At 71.0% G+C, this 18,706-nt stretch carries 16 protein-coding genes; 11 read left to right on the top strand and 5 right to left on the bottom strand.

Annotation, left to right across the window (positions count from 1 at the left end; all coding sequences use genetic code 11):
- Window positions 1-528 (bottom strand): hypothetical protein, encoded by a 528-nt coding sequence (locus tag A4R43_RS19860; protein ID WP_236809134.1) that lies wholly within the window; start codon window positions 526-528, stop codon window positions 1-3.
- A gap of 98 nt (window positions 529-626) precedes the next feature.
- Between A4R43_RS19860 and A4R43_RS19855 the strand changes: the two genes are divergently transcribed.
- Window positions 627-1,067, top strand: a complete 441-nt coding sequence (locus A4R43_RS19855) for a hypothetical protein (RefSeq protein ID WP_113693704.1) — start codon at window positions 627-629, stop codon at window positions 1,065-1,067.
- Here A4R43_RS19855 and A4R43_RS19850 read toward each other — a convergent pair.
- Window positions 1,024-2,229, bottom strand: a complete 1,206-nt coding sequence (locus tag A4R43_RS19850; protein WP_113693703.1) for a cytochrome P450 — start codon at window positions 2,227-2,229, stop codon at window positions 1,024-1,026. The genes A4R43_RS19855 and A4R43_RS19850 overlap by 44 nt on opposite strands.
- A 117-nt stretch (window positions 2,230-2,346) precedes the next feature.
- Between A4R43_RS19850 and A4R43_RS19845 the strand changes: the two genes are divergently transcribed.
- Window positions 2,347-2,943: a TetR/AcrR family transcriptional regulator gene (locus A4R43_RS19845; protein WP_113693702.1), complete on the top strand. Its 597-nt coding sequence runs from the start codon at window positions 2,347-2,349 to the stop codon at window positions 2,941-2,943.
- 25 nt (window positions 2,944-2,968) lie between these two features.
- Window positions 2,969-5,125, top strand: coding sequence for an MMPL family transporter (locus tag A4R43_RS19840; RefSeq protein WP_113693701.1), 2,157 nt, complete (start codon window positions 2,969-2,971; stop codon window positions 5,123-5,125).
- 65 nt (window positions 5,126-5,190) lie between these two features.
- Here A4R43_RS19840 and yczR read toward each other — a convergent pair whose 3' ends face one another.
- A complete protein-coding gene (yczR, locus tag A4R43_RS19835; RefSeq protein WP_236809132.1) occupies window positions 5,191-6,630 on the bottom strand; it encodes a MocR-like transcription factor YczR in 1,440 nt (479 codons plus the stop codon).
- A 14-nt stretch (window positions 6,631-6,644) separates the two neighbouring features.
- On the opposite strand from yczR, the gene yczE reads away from it, so the two are divergent.
- Genes yczE through A4R43_RS19820 form a run of 3 tightly spaced genes read left to right on the top strand, consistent with a single transcriptional unit; the run spans window position 6,645 to window position 9,917 of the window.
- Window positions 6,645-7,316, top strand: coding sequence for a membrane protein YczE (yczE, locus tag A4R43_RS19830; protein ID WP_236809131.1), 672 nt, complete (start codon window positions 6,645-6,647; stop codon window positions 7,314-7,316).
- Window positions 7,317-7,365: 49 nt separating this feature from the next.
- The gene (locus A4R43_RS19825) at window positions 7,366-8,985 is read left to right on the top strand and encodes a glycoside hydrolase family 43 protein (protein ID WP_113693699.1); all 1,620 of its coding nucleotides are present in this window, start codon (window positions 7,366-7,368) and stop codon (window positions 8,983-8,985) included.
- 56 nt (window positions 8,986-9,041) lie between these two features.
- Window positions 9,042-9,917 carry an alpha/beta fold hydrolase gene (locus tag A4R43_RS19820; protein WP_113693698.1) on the top strand — a complete coding sequence of 292 codons (876 nt, stop codon included), beginning with the start codon at window positions 9,042-9,044 and terminating at the stop codon, window positions 9,915-9,917.
- A gap of 4 nt (window positions 9,918-9,921) precedes the next feature.
- On the opposite strand, the gene A4R43_RS19815 is transcribed toward A4R43_RS19820, so the two are convergent.
- Window positions 9,922-10,362: an STAS domain-containing protein gene (locus A4R43_RS19815; protein WP_162788520.1), complete on the bottom strand. Its 441-nt coding sequence runs from the start codon at window positions 10,360-10,362 to the stop codon at window positions 9,922-9,924.
- Between the two features lie 87 nt (window positions 10,363-10,449).
- A complete protein-coding gene (locus tag A4R43_RS19810) occupies window positions 10,450-13,431 on the bottom strand; it encodes an MASE1 domain-containing protein (RefSeq protein WP_205215382.1) in 2,982 nt (993 codons plus the stop codon).
- A 526-nt stretch (window positions 13,432-13,957) separates the two neighbouring features.
- Here A4R43_RS19810 and A4R43_RS19805 point away from each other — a divergent pair.
- The 5 genes from A4R43_RS19805 to A4R43_RS19785 all read left to right on the top strand — a co-directional run bounded on the left by A4R43_RS19805 (window position 13,958) and on the right by A4R43_RS19785 (window position 18,549).
- Entirely contained in the window at window positions 13,958-15,016 is a 1,059-nt protein-coding gene (locus A4R43_RS19805; protein ID WP_113693695.1) for a chitinase, read from the top strand.
- A gap of 141 nt (window positions 15,017-15,157) precedes the next feature.
- Window positions 15,158-16,348: a lipid-transfer protein gene (locus A4R43_RS19800; protein ID WP_113693694.1), complete on the top strand. Its 1,191-nt coding sequence runs from the start codon at window positions 15,158-15,160 to the stop codon at window positions 16,346-16,348.
- A 21-nt stretch (window positions 16,349-16,369) separates the two neighbouring features.
- Window positions 16,370-16,801: a type II toxin-antitoxin system Rv0910 family toxin gene (locus A4R43_RS19795; protein ID WP_113693693.1), complete on the top strand. Its 432-nt coding sequence runs from the start codon at window positions 16,370-16,372 to the stop codon at window positions 16,799-16,801.
- On the top strand, window positions 16,801-17,649 hold the full coding sequence (locus tag A4R43_RS19790) for a MaoC/PaaZ C-terminal domain-containing protein (RefSeq protein ID WP_113693692.1): 849 nt from the start codon (window positions 16,801-16,803) through the stop codon (window positions 17,647-17,649). The genes A4R43_RS19795 and A4R43_RS19790 overlap by 1 nt, the downstream gene beginning before the upstream one ends.
- A gap of 15 nt (window positions 17,650-17,664) precedes the next feature.
- Window positions 17,665-18,549 (top strand): SDR family oxidoreductase, encoded by an 885-nt coding sequence (locus A4R43_RS19785; RefSeq protein WP_113693691.1) that lies wholly within the window; start codon window positions 17,665-17,667, stop codon window positions 18,547-18,549.
- Window positions 18,550-18,706 lie beyond the last annotated feature (157 nt).

Raw genomic sequence — 18,706 nt, 5'->3', positions numbered from 1 at the left:
TCAACCAGCGAACGGCGGTTTCGGGATTTCGAAGGTGGGGATGCGCGGCGCCAGCGAGGCCGGGGGCGGGCCCGGCTTGCCGGACACCACCCGCAGGATCGCGGTGCCGTCACGTACTTCCGCGAGCTGCATGGCGACCACACCGTCCGTCGGCTCGGGCGCCGGCTGCGCGCCCGTGCTGCACCTCGAACCGCTGCCGTTCTCGTAGAAGGTCGACACGCAGTTGGTCGACAGGCTGCCCGAACTGGTGCCGTCGCCCTGGGTTTCGAAGCGGATCCCGTTGCCCTCCACCGCCCGCACCACCAGCTTCGTGATCCCGGCGGTCCCGCTCAGCGCGATCTCGACCGGGCCGGACACCAGCACCTCGCAGTTGCCGTCGGCGCAGGCGGGGTAGTCGCGGCCGTTGGCGGCGGTCAGTTCCACGGGGGCCGGGCTCGCCACAGCGGTCTCCGAAGCGCTTTCCGGCGGTTCCGCCGAGCACCCGGCAAGCAGCAACAGGCCCAGCGGCCACAGCGTTTTTGTCCGCACACCAACAACTCTAGGGTCTCCGGCGCCCGCGAAGGGCTCGACGGCAGCTTGCGGACAAACCCGGGACCCCTCCGCCGGGGTGTTCCTACCCTCGGCGGATGGCGACAAAACTGGGCCGGGTCGCGCTCGGCGTGCTGTCGGTGGCCGCGGTGCTCGGTGGTGGCGCGCTTGTGGTGATGGTGGTGGTCTACTTCGGTGCCAGCGAATACCTGCCCGAGCTGACCGAGTTCGGCGGCTGGGCGATCATCGCCGGTCCGCTCGCGCTCGGCGTCTACACCGCGGGCGCGCTCGACGCGTCACCCGCCACGCGTGCGGCCACCGCGGTCGGCCTGGTGTTCGCCGCGTTCTTCGCCACCGAGCTGATCTCGTACGCGGTGTCGCTGACGGCCGATCGCGGCGGCCCGCGGGGCAACCTGGAAACCGGCACCGCCGGCGCCATCTGGCTGCTCGCCGGTGCGTTCTTCCTCTGGCGCCTCGCGGTCCGCCGCTGGCCGGTCAGCGGTCCCAGTCGACCGGCAGCACGACCGGACCACGCGTAGCCAGCCCGTCCTTCCACTCCACGTCGGCGTCGGCGAACCGCAGCCCGGGCAGCCGCCGCAGCAGGGTTTCCAGCGCCACCTGGAGTTCCATGCGGGCCAGCGGCGCGCCGAGGCAGTGGTGCGCGCCGTGCCCGAACCCGATGTGCGAAGCCTCGTCGCGGGAGAAGTCGATGCGGTCCGGGTCGGTGAAGACCGACTCGTCGCGGTTGGCCGACGCCAGCGCGGGCAGCACCGGCTCGCCCGCCCGCACCAGCACACCGCCGAGTTCGATGTCCTCCAGCGCGTACCGCGCGATGCCCGCGCCGATGCCGAGCGGCACGTACCGCATCAGTTCCTCGACCGCCTGCGGCACCCGGCCGAGATCCGCGCGCAGCTCCGCCAGTTCCTCCGGATGCGTCAGCAGCACGTAGACGAAGTTGGGGATCTGCGACGCCGTGGTCTCGTGCCCGGCGACCAGCAGCGCCTGCGCCAGCGACAGCAGTTCCTCTTCGGACAGCCGATCGTCGTTGTCCCGCGCGAGCGTCATCGCGCCGAGCAGGTCGTCGGTCGGTTCCTCGCGGCGCTGGGCGATCAGCCCGGCCATGTAGGTCCGCATCCGTTCCACGTACTCGGCCACCTGCTCCGGCGGGAACTTCGTGGTGGAGAGGAAGGCGTCGGACCACAGGCGGAAGTCGGCGCGGTCCTCGTACGGCACGCCCAGCAGTTCGCAGATGACCGTGATCGGCAGCGGCAGCGCGAAATCGGCGACCAAGTCGGCGGGCGCGCCCTTCGCCTGCATGGCGTCCACGAGCCCGTCGGCGATCTCCTGCGCGCGCGGCCGCAGCCGTTCCACGCTGCGCACGGTGAACGCCTTGGTGACCAGTCGCCGGAGCCGGCTGTGGTCCGGCGGGTCCATGCTCAGGATGTTGCCGGGCGGCGGGAGGTGCGCGCGCATGCGTGGCTCGTCGCGGCCGACGCTCGCCGCGCGGCTGAACCGCGGATCGCCGAGCACCATCTTGACGTCCTCGTAGCGCGTCGCCAGCCATGCCGGTTCGCCGTAGGGGAGCCGGACCCGGCTCAGGGGTTCTTCCTGCCGCAACGTCCGGAACAGCGGTTCGGACTCGAGCCGCTCCGGCTCGCTGAAGGGGTAGGACCGTGCTTCCGAAACTTGCCTGGTGGTCATCAACCGGCTCCTCTCCGTACCGGTCACATCCTAACCATTAAGTCAGTCGCTTGCTTGAGTTGTGACGTCGGTCGGTTTACCGACCAGTTCGGTCGGTAACTCGGTACGGTGATCACCATGGCCCGACCCTTCCGGCAGCAGGCGGACGCGGAGATCCTCGATCACGCCTCCGCCCTGTTCGCGCAGCACGGGTTCGCCCAGACCTCGCTGAAGGCCGTGGCGGACGCGGTCGGCCTGTCCAAAGCCGGACTGCTGCACCACTTCCCGAACAAGGAAGCCCTCTACGCGGCGGCGCACGAAGTCGCCCGCGAGCAGGGCAGGCGTGTGCTCGACCGGCTGGCAGCGCTGCCGCCTGGTCGTGAGCGGGACCTGCGCGCGCTCGACCTGCTCACCGACATCGCGCTGGACCGGCCCGGCCTGGTGGCCTTGGCCTTCCGCGCGGTGACCGCGCCGGACGCCGAACCCGCGCTCGACGCGGAGGACATGTTCGTCTCGGAGATCTTCGCCGTCGACACCGCCGTCACCGCCGTTGACTCCACCGCCGCCGATCCGCCCGAGCGGGTCGTGCGGGTCATCGGCGCGCTCAGCGCGCTGGCCGTGCTCACCCTGGCCGCCAACCAGCACGGCGAGAAGACCGCGTGGCGGCCACTGATCATCGCGACCTGCGCGGACGCGCTCGGCCACGGCAGGCCGTCGTCCGCCGGTTCCCCGTAACGACCAGGTGGAGGCCTGATTCCCGATGGCACGTCTGTTGTACCGGCTCGGCTTGGCCGCCCAGCGGCGCCGGCTGGCCGTGGTACTGGTCTGGGTCGCCGTGTTGCTCGGCGCGGGCGTCGGCGCCCTGACCCTGTCCGGCACCACCACCAACAACTTCTCGATTCCCGGCCAGGAGTCCACCACGGCGCTGGAGAAGATCAAGAGCGCCGGTGGTGGCGGCGCGACCGCCCAGGTGGTGATCCAGGCCCCGCCGGGGCAGCAGCTGGTCACGCCGGAGAACGCGCAGGCCGTCGGCGGCCTGGTGGCGAAGCTGAACACGCTGCCGGGCGCGGTCGGGGCGAGCAACCCGCTCGACCCGGCGAACCCGTCGATCAATCCCGACCTGAACACCGCCTACAGCACGGTGAGCTATTCCGCGCCGCCGGGCGGGGTCACCACCGAGCAGCAGGACGCGTTGTTCGCCGCGGTCGACCAGGCACGCGCGGGCGGGCTCACCGCCGAGGTGAAGGGTGAGGCGACCATGGTCGCCCCGCACGTCGGCGGTCCGGCCGAAGCCGTCGGGGTGGTGCTGGCGCTGGTGATCCTCGCGCTGACCTACGGCTCGCTGGTGGCGGCCGGGATGAACCTGCTGACCGCGTCGGTCGGCGTCGGCATCGGCGTGCTCGGCATCACCATCGCCACCGGGTTCATGGACCTGCAGTCGACCACCTCGGCGCTGGCGGGCATGCTCGGCCTGGCCGTCGGCATCGACTACGCGTTGTTCATCATCAACCGCTACCGGCACGAGCTACGCGAGGGCAAGGACGTGCCCACCGCGATCGGCACGGCCGTGGGCACCGCGGGCTCGGCGGTGCTGACCGCGGGCATCACGGTGATCATCGCGCTGCTCGGGCTGATCGTGGTCGGCATCCCGTTCCTGACGCAGATGGGTGTGGCCGCCGCCGCCACCATCGTGGTCGCCGTGCTGGTCGCGCTGACCCTGGTGCCCGCGGTGCTCGGTTTCCTCGGCAAGCGCGCGCTGCCGCGCAAGCAGCGCGAGGCGCCGGCCGAAGCGGAGACGGACAGCAAGTTCTACGGCGGCTGGATCGGCACGGTCACCAAGCGCCGCGTCGCGGTGCTGCTGCTGGCGATCATCGGGCTCGGCGCCATCGCGCTGCCGGTCATGCAGATGCGCACCACGCTGGTGCAGATCCCGCCCGCGGGCAGCACGCAGGAGCGGGCCGAGCAGCTGCTCACCGAGTCGTTCGGCGCCGGGGTCAACGGGCCGCTGATCGTGTTGTTCGAGGGGCCCGGCGCCTACGGTCAGGCCACCCAGGCGGCCGGGCCGATCGACGCGATCGGCGGCACCGCGATGGTGGTGCCGCCGAAGCCGGTGCCCGACGGCGCGCCCGCCATGCTCACGGTGATCCCCGAATCCGGGCCCACCAGTGAGGACACCGAGCACCTGGTGTCCGAGCTGCGTGCCTACCTGGCCGGGCTGGACGGGGTGGAGGCCTCGGTCACCGGGGCCACCGCGGTGAGCGTGGACGTGGCTGTCTCGCTCGACGAAGCGCTGCCGATCTACCTCGTGCTCGTGGTCGGCCTGGCGTTGCTGCTGCTGATCCTGGTGTTCCGGTCGCTGCTGGTGCCGCTGGTCGGGGTGCTGGGCTTCCTGCTCACCGTGGGCGCTTCGCTCGGCGCGACGGTCGCGGTGTTCCAGTGGGGCTGGCTCGGCAACGCGGTCAACCTGGACGCGCCGGGGCCGCTGATCAGCCTGACGCCGATCCTGGTGATCGGCATCCTGTTCGGGCTCGCCATGGACTACCAGATCTTCCTGGTGTCGCGGATGCACGAGGCGCACCACCGCGGGATCCCGCCGAAGGAGGCGATCGTCACCGGGTTCCGGCAGGCCGCCCCGGTGGTGGTGGCCGCGGCGCTGATCATGTTCTTCGTGTTCGCGGGCTTCGTGCCGGCCGGTGAACCGGCGATCAAGTCGATCGCGTTCGCGCTGGCGGTCGGCATTCTCGCGGACGCCTTCGTGGTGCGGATGGTCCTGGTCCCGGCGGCGCTGGCGCTGCTCGGGGAACGGGCGTGGTGGCTGCCGTCGTGGCTGCGGTGGCTGCCGGTGCTCGACGTCGAAGGCGCCGCCCTCACCGAGGAGCAGCCGAAACCGCGGGACCGGGAACCCGTCAACGCCTAGCCCAGAGCGATGTCACGAATGTGGCTTTCGAGACGTTTCGCGTCTCGAAAGCCACATTCGTGACACTAGGCCAGGGGTGTCGCCGGGGTCGTGGGCGCCCGTGTCCCCGAACGGACGGCGGACAGGGCGGCGGCGATGCCCTTGATCCCGTCGGTCATCGGCGCCGGGTCCAGTGAGTACGGCAGCCGGACGTACCGCTCGAACGCGCCCCCGACACCGAAGCGCGGCCCCGCCGCCAGGTGCACGCCGAACCGAGGGGCGACGGCGGCCAGTGCCGAGCTGACCGGTTCGGGCAGCCGCGCCCACACCGACAGCCCGCCGTCCGAACGGCCGACCGTCCAGTCCGGCAGGTGCTCGCCGACCAGCTCCAGCAGGAACGCCCGCCGCTCCCGCAGTTCGGCCAGCCTGCCGGGCAGCACCTGTTCGATCTCCCCGAGCAGTTCGGCGCAGGCGAGCTGCTCGACCACCGGCGTGCCGAGATCGGTACCGGCCCGTGCCTGCGCGAGCCGTTGCACCAGCCCGCGATCCGCGCGTAGCCAGCCGATCCGCAGCCCGCCCCAGAAGGTCTTCGCCGCCGAGCCGATCGACACCACGCCCGGCCGGTGCGCGGCCACCGGCACCGGCGGCGCGGTGTCCAGCGCCAGCTCGGTCATCGTCTCGTCGACCACCAGCCCGCCGTCGAACCGCAGCCGCGCTCTGTCCACTTCGGACATGAGCAGGCCGGTCGGGTTGTGGAAGTCCGGGATCAGGAACACCATCGCGGCCCCGCGAGCGGCCGCCGCCAGGCCGTCGACGTCCCAGCCGTCCTCGGTCACCGCGACCGGCGTGATCCGGCAGCCCGCCGACCGGAGCACCTGCAGCGCGTGCGGATAACTCGGGTGATCGGTCACCACGCGGTCGCGCGGGCGCAACGTCGTGCGGACCAGCAGGCTGAACGCGTGCTGGGCGCCGTTGGTGACCAGGATCTGCTCCGGGTCGGTCGCCAGCCCGCGCTCGGTGTACCGCCGGGCAACGGCGGCACGCAGCTCGGGCAGCCCGGCCGGGTGGTATCCGTGACGCGGCAGGTAGCGGGGGAGCCGGTCCAGCGCCCGCGTGTAGGCGCGGTGCAGCGCCTCGCCTGGCGCGGGCGGTGCCGCGTGCGAGAAGTCGATCAGATCCGGCCCGGGCGAAGCCGGTTCCGGCTGCGCGCGTGTCGGAACCTGCGTCCGGCCGCGTGCCCGGTCGCGGGAGCTGAGGTAGCCCTGTTCGCGCAGCGTCGCGTAGGCGGTGGACACCGTGGTGCGGCTGATGCCCAGCACCGCGGCCAGGTCCCGTTCGCCGGGCAGCGCGGTGTCCAGCGGCAGGCGGCCGTCCAGGATGAGCAGGCGGATCAGGTCGCTGAGCCGCCGGTGCGCCGGTCCGGCCCCGGCCGAGAAGTCCCCGAGCAGGCGGGCGAGCGCGTGGCTGCTGGTGTGCACCGGGCCAGCGTCCTCGATCTGGCCCTTTCCGGCAATGCCAGTCGCCACCCAAGATCACCGGTATGAGCACGCAGTCCGTGGCCCGGCGCATGACCGCGGGAGAGCAACTCCGCGCGGGCCGGAAGCTGCGCCGGATCCCGCAGTTGATCGCCGGCCTGATCGGTTACGGCACCTCCGTCACGTTCCTCGTCGAGTCCGGGCTCGGCGCGTCGAGCTGGAGCGTGCTCGCCGAAGGTGTCTCCGAACGCACCGGGCTGAGCTTCGGCTGGGCCACGAATCTGATCGCGGTGGCCGTGCTGCTGTTCTGGGTCCCGCTGCGGGAACTGCCCGGCCTCGGCACGCTGCTGAACGTGCTGCTGGTCGGCTTGTCCGCGGACCTCGCGGCGTGGCTGCTGCCGGTGCCGGAATCACTCGGCACGCGCTTGGCCTTCTTCGCCTTCGGCCTGCTCATGCTGACCTTCTCCGACGCTGTCTACCTCGGCGCCCGCTTCGGTTCCGGGCCACGCGACGGCCTGATGACCGGGGCCGTGCGGGTCACCGGCAGGCCGATCTGGCTGGTGCGCACCACGATCGAGATCGCCGTGCTCGCCGTCGGCTGGGCGCTCGGCGGCACGGCGGGCCTCGGCACCCTGGTGGTGGCGCTCGCGATGGGGCCGCTGGTGCAGCAGTTCCTGCGCGTCACCACGGTCCGGCTGCCCGGCGACCACCTTGACAAGCCCGCAAAACCCGGCTGAAAATACCCGACAATCGACAAGACCCAACAAGAGGAAACAGAGGTCGGCGGTGCGGAAGAGCGTTCTCGTCCTGGTCGGCCTGCTGCTCCTGGCGGGCGCGCTGCCCGTCGCGGCGGCTCCCCGGCAGCCCACGTACTTCAACAACGCGGCGACCCCGGGTGCCGATCCGTTCGTGCACTTCGACCGCGCCAGCGGGTACTACTACGCCTATTCGACCGAGGGCGCCGATCCCGGTTACCACTTCGGCATCTACCGCTCGCCGGACCTGGCCACCTGGGAGCACCTGCCCGGCGGCGCGCTCGAAGCGGGCAAGGCGGGCGCGTGGGCACACGACTGGTTCTGGGCGCCGGAGCTGTACCACAACGAGAAAACCGGGCTGTACTACCTGTTCTACTCGGGCCGGATGAACCAGAACGTGGCCGGGCACTTCAAGTACGCCGACTTCGAGGAGCCGTCGAAGGTGGGCGTCGCGGTGGCGGAGTCACCGGCCGGGCCGTTCCGCGACGTGGCGCCGGGCCCGCTGGACTACCACCCGTACGACCCGGACTACCACGACGTCAACCTGATCATGGACGCCGAGCAGAAGAAGCCGCCGGCCACGCTGGAAGAAGGCCGGACCGCGCCGCTGGGCACGTACATTCCGTTCATCGATCCCAACGTCTTCTTCGACGCCGACGGCCGGATCTACCTGTACTTCTCGCGCAACGCCTACCGGAACTGGGTGTGGGACACCGATCTCGGCAAGTACATCGAGGAATCCAACATCTACGCGGTCGAGCTGACCAGCGATTGGTGGCACGACCCGGCAGGCCGGACCAAGCCGGCGATCGCACCGTCCTATCGTGACGCCAACCTCGATCCCGCCGACCCGCCGGGCACCCGCAAGGACGGCTTCACCCCGATCCTGAACTACGGCTCGGACAAGCAGTCGTGGGAGAACGCGCACGTCGACGACTACGCGAAGTCGGGCGGGGCGAAGAAGGACCGGCGGTGGGCCGAAGGTTCGACCACCGTGCGCACCACCGACGAGCACGGCAAGCCGGTCTACCGCCTCACCTACTCGGCCAACAACTACGAGAACGAGCACTACGGCGTCGGGTACGCGACGGCCGACAGCCCGCTCGGGCCGTGGCGCAAGAGCCAGGCGAACCCGGTGCTGTCGCAGGATCCCGCGCAGGGCGTGTATTCGACCGGGCACGGCAGCATCACCGCGTCGCCGGATGGTTCCGAGCAGTTCTACGTCCACCACGGCCGTCCGTCCACAACGGACAACCGGCGGCTGTACAGCTCGCGGATGCGGGTGGCCGGTCCGCTCGCCATCGACCTGACCACTGCCGACCAGCCGCTGCCCGCCGGGGTCGGCCCGCTCGGCATCCGCGCCGACGAACGTGTGCTTCGCCTGCGGGCCGGGGTCCCGGGTGGCACCGGCGTGACCGTGCGCAGCGCGCCGGGCGCGGCGTTCGACCTGGGTAATCCGCTGAACCGGTTGCACGCCAAGCTCATTCCGTCGAGTGCGGGCACGGTGACGGTCAGCGGCGGCCGGGTCGAGGTGACCACGCACCGGCCGGGCGCCGCGGTGCTGGAGATCGGCTACCAGCGCCTGCGTGCCGACGGCTCGTACGCCGACGTCCCCCGCACCCGGACCGCCGTGCCGGTGCTCAGTCGCTGACGTACGCAGCGTCCTTTTTGGACTCGCGGGCCGCGTGGACGCGCTAGGCTGGCCGCATGGACTTCGAGGAGATCGTGGTCAAAACCGACCGGCTCGACTTCCCCGCGCTGGCCGCCGGGGACGGGCCCGTGGTGGTGTGCTGGCACGGCTTTCCCGATCACCCGGCGACCTTCGGGCCGCTGGCCGAGCGGCTGGTCGCCGCCGGCAGGCGGGTGATCGCGCCCTACCTGCGGGGTTTCCACCCGGACACCGCGGCCGAACTGGAGTATCCGGGCAGCCTCACCTTCGCCGCCGACGCGGCGGCCGTCGCCCGCGCGCTCGACCCGGGCGGCGTGGACATGATCGGACACGATGTCGGCGCGGGCATGGTCGGCCGGGTGGCCGCGGCCTGGCCGGAAGCCTTGCGCCGGGGCGTGACGATGGCGGTGCCGCCGCCCGCGACGCTGACCGCCGCGCTCAGCGATCCCGCGCAGCAGCAGCGGTTGTTCTACATGTGGTTGTTCAACGTCGAGGGGGTGGCCGAGACGGTGCTGCGGCTCGACCGGCGGCTGATCGACTACCTGTGGGCCACCTGGTCGCCGGGGCTGACCCCGTCACCGGAGCACCGCGAGCGCATCCACCGCATGTACGGCGACGAGCGGTTCATCGAGAACTCGCTGAAGGTCTACCGGGCGAACTTCGACCCCAGCAGGCACGATCCGGCGCTGGTGGACTTCGGCGGCCGCAGCGAGGCCGCCGCGAAGCTGCCGCTGCTGGTCATGGCGGGTGCCGACGACGGCTGCATCACCGTGGAGCACTTCGAGCAGGCGGAGCGGGGACTGGCACCGGGCTCGGAGGTCGCCGTGGTGCGCAACGCCGGGCACTTCCTGCACCTCGAGCAGCCGGACGAAGTCGCCGAGCGCGTGCTGCGCTGGTTCGGCGAACCAAGGTAGCCGATCAGAGGGTGGGCGGAAGCCGTCCCGAGCCGGCGAAGACCGGGCGCCGCGCCGTTCTGGCCGGCGCGCGGTCGAGCCGCTGCCGACCAGCCTTGACGTCGGCCAGCGCGTCGAGCAGCGTGGGATGCGTCGGCAGCACGGTGCTCACCCCGATCGCCTCGATCACCCGGTTCACCACCGGGCCCCAGGTCACCATCGCCCACGAGACGTTCGCCTCGGCCGCCGCGCTCGCCGCCTCCAGCAGCGTGGCCAGGCCCGCCGCGCCGAGAAAGCTCAGGCCGCGCAGGTCGAGCACGAAGTCTTCGCGGGCGGCGATGCGCTTGGCCAGGAACCGGGCCAGCACTGGTGCGCCGAGGCAATCGACGTCACCGGTCACGCATCCGATGATCACTCCGCTGCGGTGGACGCGGAGGTTGAGATAGACCTCTCCGGCCGTTGGCAAGGTGTGCTCCTCGCATCGCCGACGGGAAACCGCCCTTGGTCGCCCCATTATGCGCCTGGCGCACTGGGGCGGCACGGCGACGAAGGCTTAGCTTTCTAGTGCACGCGCCGTGGCCCGGTCGCCGAGCACGATCGGCAGTGAAAGCACGAAGGTGCAGCCACCGGGACCGCCGTCGGCGAGCACCAGATCCCCTTGGTGCGCCTTGGCGATCTCCTTCGACAGGTACAGCCCGAGCCCGGTGCCGGAGCGTGTGCTGCCGAGCCGTTCGAACTTGCCGAACAGCCGGTCGCGGTGCTCGGCGGGAATGCCGGGACCGCGGTCGCTGACCGAGATTTCCACGTGTTCGCCCGCGACCGCGATGCCGAGCCGGATCGGGCTGCCCGCCGGGCTGAACTTCGCCGCATTGCCGAGCAGGTTCACCAGGATCTGCCGGATGCGGAACGGATCGACCCCGGCCACCACGCCCGGTTCCGCCCGCAGTTCGATCGGGTGGTCTCCGGACAGTTCACCCAGTTCGCCGAGCACCGTGCGCGCCAGCTCGCCGAGATCGGTGGGCTCCAGCAGCAGTTCCAGCCCGCCGGAGAGCAGGCGCCCGGCGTCGGCGAGGTCCTGCACCAGGCGGTCCATCTGCCGCAGGCTGCGTGCCGTCGTGCCGAGTAGCTTGTGGACGGTCGCGGACGGCAGCCGGTCGCTCTGCGTCAGCAGCAGCTCGGTGATGCTGGTCAGGGCGGTGATCGGGGTGCGCAGTTCGTGGGCGCAGGTCACCGCGAGTTCCGCCTGCTGGTCCAGGCCGGGGTGGTCGTCGGCGACCGGGGCGGGCGGTGATTCCGTTCTGGCGCGGCCGATCTCGGAGAACAGGTCGGCGAGCAGGTTCGCCAGCAGCCGGGTCGAGCCGCCCTTCTCCACGTAGGCGGTGGCGCCGAGGCGCAGCGCCTGCTCGGCGACCTGGTCGCGGCCGTAGCCGGAGACCACGATGACTTTGGTGCCCGGCGAGGCCGCGAGGATCAGCGGCAGCGCCTCGAGCCCGTCCATGACCGGCATGGCCAGGTCGAGCAGCATCGCGTCGGGCTGGCGGTCGCCGGCGACGCGGACCGCCTCGACGCCGTCGGCCACCTCACCCACGACGGTGATGCCCGGCAACGATTCCAGCAGCGCGCGCAGCGCGAACCGGACTTCGCGGCTGTCGTCGGCGATGACCGCGGTGACCGGCGCGGCCGGCTGGGCTTCGGCCGCGGGCGGCGCCGGGGGCGCGAGTTCGGCGGGCTGCCGTCGCACGAGGTCGCCGGGCGCGATGCCGGTGCTGTTGTGCAACAGGTTCCGCATGGTTTCGCGGGCGGTGTCGAGGGTGCGGCGCAGCGTGCGTTCCGCCCGGTCGGCTTCGCCGGATTCCAGCGCGTACAAGGCCGCCGCCAGGCCCTGGATGACGTTGTCGTTGATCTCCAGGGCCTGCTGGCGCCGGCGATGCTCGTCCTGCAGCTGCCGCCTGGCCGACTCGGCTTCCTTGCGGCGGGTGATGTCGCGGGCCACCACCACGGCGACCGTGCCGCCGAAGGTGCCGTCGGGCTCCGGCAGCGGCCGCAGCGTGACCTCCGCCGGGAACTCGGTGCCGTCCGGTCGCCTGCCGGTGAGTTCGGCGCCCTGGACGGGGTTGCCGGTGTCCAGGTCCGGCAGCGCGCGGGCGATCCGCTGGCCGGTGAGTTCGCCGAACAGGTCGGCGGCCCGGTCGTTGACCAGGGTCACCTCGCCGTCGGCGTCGAAGCCGACGATGGCGTCGGTGCCGGATTCGAGCAGCAGCCGCGTTTCCGCCGCCGCCGTCCTGGCCGCGGTGATGTCCTGCGCGGTGCCGACGATCTTCCGCGCCACGCCCGATTTGTCCACCACCACGCTGGCGCGGCGGTTGAGCCAGCGGATCGTGCCGTCCGGCCACACCACGCGGTGCGCGAGTTCGGTGTCGAGGTGTTCGCGCAGTGCCCGGTCGTTGCTGGCGATGATGGCGTCGCGGTCTTCGGGGTGCACGTAGGAGAGCACGGTGCGGTAGTCGAGTTCGCGGGAGCGGGGGACCAGGCCGTAGAGGCGGAACATCTGGTCGCTCCAGGTCACCGCGTCGGTGGCCAGGTCGCGTTCCCAGCTGCCCACGCGGCCGACGCGCTCGGCCTCGGTGAACATCGCGGTGCGCTCGGTGACCCTGGCTTCCAGTTCGGCGCCCGCGCGTTCGCTGAGCGCGGCGGCCGTGCGCTGCTCGGCGGCCGCCGCGGCGAGCAGCAGGCCGGTCAGCACGAGCGCGCCGTTGAAGGACTGGAGCAGCACCATCCGGTTCAGCAGGTCCTGCCCGGCGAACGGCCCGGCCCCGAGCGCGGCGGCGATGGTGGTGCCGGTGGTGGCGATGACCAGGCAGGCGGAGACCACGGCGAGGCCGAGGCGCCAGGCGCTCCAGATCACCATCGGGAAGATGACGAACAGCCACGGCAGCTGCCCGGCGGCCACCGCGGTGGACAGCGCGAGCGTGCCGGTGACCAGTGCGGTCGCCTTGGCCCACTGGGTGGTCTGCTGACGGGCGTTGAACAACACGAGCAGCGGGGGCGCGAACACGAGCACGCCGGTCGCGTCGCCAGCCCACCAGACCGACCAGGCGGTGAGCACCTGATCGCCGGGAAGCGCACCGGCCGTGGTGAGGGTGGTGATGCCGACGGTGGCGCTGACCGCCATCCCGGCCATGGCGCCGAGCAGGACGAGCGCGACCACGTCGCGCAGCCGGGCCAGATCGGTGCGGAAGGCGGCGCGGCGCAACAGGTACACGGAGACGGCGGGCGCCGCGGCCGCGCCCGCGGCGATGACGAGCACCGCGAGCGGTGACGGCCCGAGCGGCGCGTTGGCGGCCAGCGACCCGAGCAGCGCCCCCGGCCAGAGCCGGACGCCGAAGCGCAGCATGGCGGCGAGCGCCAGCCCGGTCGACGGCCACAGCGGCGCGACCTGTCCGCGCACCAACGCGAATTCGAGCCCGAGGCGGGCGCCGAGGTAGTAGGCCGCCGCGAGCGCGAGCACCGCGGCGGCCCATCGCCCAGAACGCACCAGCACCACCCCGACGCTATGGGGTGCCGAACGCCGGAACCAGAGTCGAAAGACCCCACCGCGGGGGCGGCAGGGCGGACACGAATGTGGCTTTCGGGGCGGAATCGGCCCCGAAAGCCACATTCGTGTCCACCGGGTCTCCCGGCGCCTCCGGCTCGGCGCCGCACTCCGCTGCCCCCGGGGTGCACGCCGCAACCGCATCCGTGCCGCCGACCGGGGCCATCCCCGGTGGCCGCCGCCGCGCTCAACCGAGCCAGGGTGCTCGCCGCGTCCGCATCCGCCCCCGGGCAGCCGCCGCACTCAACCGAGCCGGACACACACCTCGCCCCATCCGCCCCCGCCCCATGCGAGGTCCCCTCCGTTGACCGGCTCAAAAGCGACCTCGCCGCCTTGCCGAAGGCAAGGCAAACAATATGGTCTAGACCACCCGAAAGTAGGTACTCCGGCTGCCGTGGCGGCGGTTACCTTGGATCGACGGCCGTGTTCTCTGCTGTGGCAACGACGCTTCGAGATAGGGAGCCTGGGTATGTTCGGTCGTAGATCCCGCGCGCTTCTGGTCGCCTTGGCGGCCCTGCTGGCGGTACCACTGAGTCCGGCGAGCGCCACGGAAACCGCCGCCCAAAACGCGGAGACCTGTCCGGTGAAGTCGAAACCGGCGGGCAAGGTGCTCCAGGGTTACTGGGAGAACTGGGACGGCGCCGCCAACGGCGTGCACCCGCCGCTCGGCTGGATCCCGATCACCGACTCCCGCATCGCCGCGCACGGGTACAACGTGCTCAACGCGGCCTTCCCGGTGATCCTCTCCGACGGCACCGTGCTGTGGGAGGACGGCATGGACTCCACGGTCAAGGTCGCCACCCCGGCCGAGATGTGCGCGGCGAAGGCCGCCGGCGCCACCATCCTGATGTCGATCGGCGGCGCCACCGCGGGCATCGACCTGAACTCCGCCGCGGTGGCCGATCGGTTCGTCGCCACGATCGTGCCGATCCTGAAGAAGTACAACTTCGACGGCATCGACATCGACATCGAGACCGGGCTGGTGGGCAGCGGCAACATCGGCACGCCGTCGGCGTCGCAGGCCAACCTGATCCGGATCATCGACGGCGTGCTGGCGCAGATGCCGCCGAACTTCGGGCTCACCATGGCCCCCGAGACCGCCTACGTCACCGGCGGCAGCGTGGTCTACGGCTCGATCTGGGGCGCCTACCTGCCGATCATCAAGAAGTACGCGGACAACGGCAGGCTGTGGTGGCTGAACATGCAGTACTACAACGGCAGCATGTACGGCTGCGCCGGTGACTCGTACCAGGCGGGCACCGTGCAGGGTTTCACCGTGCAGACCAACTGCCTGAACCAGGGCCTGGTGGTGCAGGGCACCACGATCCGGGTGCCGTACGACAAGCAGGTGCCCGGCCTGCCCGCGCAGCCGGGCGCCGGCGGCGGGTACATGTCGACCGGGCTGGTGGCGCAGGCGTGGAACACCTACTCGGGCGCGCTCAAGGGCCTGATGACCTGGTCCATCAACTGGGACGGTTCCCGCAACTGGACCTTCGGGAACAACGTGAAGTCCCTCCAAGGCCGCTGACCCCCCACCCCCGCATGTCACGAATGTGGCTTTCGAGACGCCAAACGTCTCGAAAGCCACATTCGTGACACCGGCCCCCGTGGGCCCTTGAAAGATACATGCCTGTTGGTATGTAATTGCGGCGGCAGGAAGGAGGCCGCCGTGGTGAACAGGGTGTACGTCGCCGGAGTCGGCATGACCAGGTTCGAGAAGCCCGGCCGCCGGGAGGGCTGGGACTACCCGCAGATGGCCAGGGAGTCCGGCAGCAATGCGCTCACCGACGCCGGGATCGAGTACGCGCAGGTCGAGCAGGCCTACGTCGGTTATGTCTACGGCGAATCGACCTCCGGGCAGCGCGCGGTCTACGAACTGGGCCTGACCGGCATTCCGATCGTCAACGTCAACAACAACTGCTCCACCGGCTCCACCGCGCTGTACCTGGCCGCGCAGGCGGTCAGGAGCGGGCAGGCCGACTGCGTGCTGGCGCTGGGCTTCGAAAAGATGCAGCCCGGTTCGCTCGGGTCCACTTTCGACGATCGCGAACAGCCACTGGGCAACCACATCCAGGCGCTGGCCGAGATCTCCGAGGTGCTCTTCCCGCCCGCGCCGTGGATGTTCGGCGCCGCCGGGCGTGAGCACATGAAGCAGTACGGCACCACCGCCGAGCACTTCGCGAAGATCGGCCTCAAGAACCACCGGCACTCGGTGCACAACCCCTACGCGCAGTTCCAGGACGAGTACACGCTCGACGAGATCCTCGGTTCGCGGATGATCTACGACCCGCTGACCAAGCTCCAGTGCTCGCCGACCTCGGACGGTTCGGGGGCCGCCGTGCTGGTCAGCGAGTCCTTTGTGGAGGAGCACGGGCTGGCCGGTCGGGCGGTGGAGATCGTCGGCCAGGCGATGACCACCGACTTCGCGTCCACTTTCGACGGCAGTGCGAAGAACATCGTCGGCCACGACATGAACGTGCGGGCCGCGCGGAAGGTCTACGAGCAGTCCGGCCTCGGCCCCGCCGACTTCGGGGTGATCGAGCTGCACGACTGCTTCTCGGCCAACGAGCTGCTGCTCTACGAAGCACTCGGCCTGTGTGCCGACGGCGAAGCCGGGCAGCTCATCGACGACGGCCAGACCACCTACGGCGGCAAGTGGGTGGTGAACCCGTCCGGCGGGCTGATCTCGAAAGGACACCCGCTCGGTGCCACCGGCCTGGCGCAGTGCGCCGAACTGACCTGGCAGCTCCGCGGCACCGCGGGCGCGCGGCAGGTCGAAGGCGTCACCGCCGCGCTGCAGCACAACATCGGCCTCGGCGGCGCCGCCGTGGTCACCGCCTACCAGCGCGCCGAGCGCTGAACCAGCAGAGGAGAACGCACCATGGGCAAGGTCAACGCGTCGGTGGAGCTGCCCGCCCCGCGGGAGAAGGTGTGGGCCGAGTTCTCGAACCCGAACAACTTCGAGAAGTGGCTGACCATCCACACCAAGTGGAAGGGCGAGGTGCCCGCCGAGTTCAGCGCGGGCGCGCAGGCCACCGAGGTGGTCACCATGCTCGGCATGGCGAACGCGATCGCGTGGACGGTCGGCGAGTTCGAGCCACCGCACCGGCTGGTCATCTCCGGCACCGGGATGGCCGGGGTGAAGGTCACCTTCGAACTCCGCGTCGAGGACGCGGGGGAGCGGTCCACCGCGACCATCGACGCCGAGTTCAGCGGGCAGATGATCGTCGGCGCGCTGGGCAAGGCGGTGGAGAAGGACGCCAGGAAGAACCTGGAGAAGTCGCTGGAGAACTTCGCCGAACTGGTCGCGTGATGGACGACGAGCTGAAGTTCGATCCGGGGAACCTCGGCAAGTGGACGGACGAGATCCGGTTCGACGTGACCGCCGAGCGGATCGCGGAGTACGCGGCCGCCACCAACGACCCGATCCCGGCGCACCGGGACGGGGTGGTGGCGAGCCCGGTGTTCGCGATCGTGCCGGTGTTCCAGTCGCTGCTGGAACCCGCGCTGGAGGTGGTGCCGCTGCCGCTGATCGGCCGGGTGCTGCACGGCGAGCAGGATTTCCGGTTCCACCAGGTGATCCGCCCCGGCGACCGGCTGGTGTCCAGGGCCAGGATGCTCGGCTACCGCGGCCGGCCCAAGGGCACCGCGGCCCACGTGCACCTGGAAACCCGGACGGAGGCCGGGGAACCGGTCAACGACCAGCACGTGACCTTTGTCGTCCGCGGGTTCGACGCGGGCGAGCAGGTCGGCGAACTCGCGCCGGGGCACCGCTTCGACGAGTCGCTGCGCGAGCAACCGCCCGTGGCGGAAGTCACGCAGCACATCGACGAGGACCAGACGTTCCGGTACGGCCCCGCCGCCGGTGACCCGATGCCGATCCACCTCGACGAGGAGATCGCGAAGGAGGCCGGGCTGCCCGGCATCATCGCGCACGGCCTGTGCAGCATGGCGTTCACTTCGTGGGCCGCGCTGACCGAACTCGCCGGCTCCGACGTGACCCGCTTGCGGCGGCTCGCGGTTCGCTTCGCCAAGCCGGTTTTCCCTGGGCAGGACCTGCACACGCGCTTCTGGCGCGCCGGTTCCGGCGCCTATGCCTACGAAACCACCGCCGGGGCGCAGGTGGTGCTCACCGACGGCCTCGCCGAGATCACCGACTGAAGGAGAACACCCAGCATGGGAGCACTGGACGGACGGGTCGCGGTGATCACCGGCGCCGGTCGCGGCATCGGGCGCGAGCACGCGCTGCTGTTCGCCGCGGAGGGCGCGGCGGTGGTGGTCAACGATCTGGGCGGGGCCAACGACGGCAGCGGATCGGACGCCGGACCGGCGCAGGAAGTGGTGGCGGAGATCACCGCGGCGGGTGGGAAAGCGGTCGCCAGCACCGCCGACGTGGCCACCTGGGACGGTGCCTCGCGGCTGGTCGAGCAGGCGGTGGCGGAGTTCGGGAAGCTCGACGTGGTGGTGAACAATGCGGGCATCCTGCGCGACGCCTTCCTGGCCGGGATGACCGAAGCGCAGTGGGACGCGGTGATCGCGGTGCACCTCAAGGGGCACGCGGCGGTGCTGCACCACGCGGCGGCGTACTGGAAGGCGCGGGCGAAGGCCGGCGAACCCGTTGCCGCCGCGGTGATCAACACGGCTTCGGCGTCGGGAACCACGCTGCCGAACGCGGGACAGGCGAACTACGGGGCGGCCAAGGCGGGGATCGCCGCGCTCACCCTGGTGGCCGCGGCGGAACTCGAGCGCTACGGCGTGCGGGTGAACGCGATCGCCCCGATCGCGCGTACGCGGCTCACGCTGGCTACTCCGGGCATGGGCGCGATTTTCGCGCAGGAGGTCGAAGAGGGCGAGTTCGACGCCTTCTCCCCGGCCAACATCGCGCCGCTGGTGGCCTACCTGGCGACCGAGCGGTGCCCGCACACCGGCCAGGTCTTCGCCGTGCAGGGCGGTTCCATCCAGTTGCTGCGGGGCTGGTCGGTGGCCGAGACCACGGAAACCGAGGACCCGTGGACGATCGGCGAAGTGGGTTCGCGGCTGTCGGCCTGGTCACCCACATAGCGAAATTCGCATACCACTCAGTGAGCGGTGTCGCGCGCGCCGTCACCTTCCTACGCTGGAGGGGCTCGTTCGCCGACGAGGAAGGTGGTTCCGTGATGGGTGGATGCAACTGCTGCAGCTCCTGCACCGGTGCCAACTGCGGCTGCTGCGGGAGCTG

Source organism: Amycolatopsis albispora, assembly GCF_003312875.1.
In the GTDB taxonomy this organism is placed as follows: domain Bacteria; phylum Actinomycetota; class Actinomycetes; order Mycobacteriales; family Pseudonocardiaceae; genus Amycolatopsis; species Amycolatopsis albispora.
The sequence above is the reverse complement of the archived record's forward strand: the minus strand, read 5'-3'. Positions and strand labels throughout refer to the sequence as shown.